2 protein-coding genes are annotated in these 1,860 nt (G+C 45.7%); both read right to left on the bottom strand.

All coding sequences use genetic code 11. From position 1 onward, the window contains the following. On the bottom strand, positions 1-931 hold a 931-nt coding region (locus tag A3739_RS25875; protein ID WP_068503298.1), incomplete at its 3' end, for a hypothetical protein. A 132-nt stretch (positions 932-1,063) separates the two neighbouring features. Then, a partial coding sequence (locus tag A3739_RS25870; RefSeq protein WP_068503295.1) for a DUF2333 family protein occupies positions 1,064-1,860 on the bottom strand: 797 nt, incomplete at its 5' end.

The raw sequence follows: 1,860 nt of genomic DNA, 5'->3' as shown, positions 1-1,860 counted from the left end.
CTTCATAAAAAGCGTACGCGATATCGCCCTGCGCAGAACCATCAGATGCCCCACTCACAGGGTCAATGTTCGCAAGATAGTTCGTCGTCATTTGATCAATCTGAAAACTAAAACCACCAGTCGTATTATCTACACCGATATAAAGAGGCTGAAAGGTATTCCCTAACGCTAGCTCTAGTTTGAAATCGCTCATTTTAATCTTGGATGTGCACGCAGAACTCGCGACCGCACAGGTAGAGATTTCAAGCGCTGGCGTATAAAAGTTCAAACGATACTCTGCAGCCATACGTGAATCTTCTCCCCAAAGACGCAAATATGAACCATCAAATACCGCGCTGTGCGCATGCATGTTCAAGTGAGTTTGCGCCTGCCCGGCAACATTCACTTCCAACTCAAAACCAATATCTGGTCGCTCTCCCGCCTCGAAATCAACGGAAGCAGGTCGACTCGCACATGTTCCCGAGCCTTGCGCCGCGCTAGGATCCAAACAGTCATAACCAAGTGTTGAGTCAACCATTCTTGGCGCCGCAATCTCCAACACACCTTTGCCCGGCAACCCAATATCATTGCCATCAAGCAAATCTATTTCATAGGGATTATCTAGGCGACCTAAATTCACGCCTTCTATCACATCGCCATACTCACTTCCTGCTCGGGCGATGTACATTTGATTCACATTAATATTGACCGGATTACCATCAGAGTCGGTGATGCCGGTAATCCGAAAAACGTTACCTTGAGAAGAGTCATTACCGTGGCTAAACGCAAAGTCTTCCATCACAAACCCGATACCAGCACCATCTACTTCTGATAAATCATTATCAGAAAGCGCTGCCAATTCAGAATGCACAGGAAGGGCAATAGCACCCAGCGCGATAAACGCAGCATTCTGAATAATCGATGGGAAAATTGAGCGCCATTGGTATGACATATTGAGGCAATGCGTCCTGTTTAAGAAATAAACCAACATTATATGGAGAGATGAATTTAAACATGTGAAGCAGGACGAAACTTCACAGTCGTTCACAAATCAAGCAGTCAAGACGTGAGCTAGAACAATATTCTAGCCTTGCTGCAAGAGATTTCTCAGGTCAATGACTGCGGCGCTTGCTCTAGAAATATAAGATGACATCGTTAAAGAGTGATTCGCCAACACACCAAACCCCGAGCCATTTAGAATCATCGGACTCCAAATCGTATTCTGAGTCGCCTCCAAATCCAAACGAATTTGGCGCAGGCTAATCAAAGCATTTTTATCGCCAAGCACTTTTGCAAAGTCGTGTTCCATAGCACGTAAAATCACAATCAACGCCCAAGCTGTGCCGCGCGCCTCGTAAAATACGTTATCGATGTCAAACCAAGATGTTTTTGACTCTTTAAAGCCTTCACCCGAGGTACTTTGCTCAGCAGAATAATCTCCGGCAAGCCCCAGATCCAAACTCGGGCGCCCCACACTTTCGCTCAAACGCCTAGACAACCCCCCAAGTCTATTCTCAACTTCTGACAACCAAGCGCTTAAATTATCGGCACGCGCATAAAACTGTGCATTAGGAGTTGATTCATCCGCTAAGCGTTTGAGATAGTTTTCAACAGCTGCTACACCTGTGCGATATTCAGATTCTGAAGCCGGGAGAATCCAACTACGATTATCAAAGTGAAACTGCGGCTCTGCTAACTTAAGACTTGCATCCTCTTGGGACTGACTTTGCGAGCGACTAAAGTCTTTTCTCATCACCCTAGATAAATCTCGTATTTGAACAAGAACCCCAAACTCCCAGCTAGGCATATTGTCCAGAAACACGCCCGGCAGGAATAAATCGTTTGATAAATATCCTCCAGGCTTTTCGAGCAAAGTATCAG

It is taken from the genome of Oleiphilus sp. HI0067, from assembly GCF_001635735.1.
The sequence above is the reverse complement of the archived record's forward strand: the minus strand, read 5'-3'. Positions and strand labels throughout refer to the sequence as shown.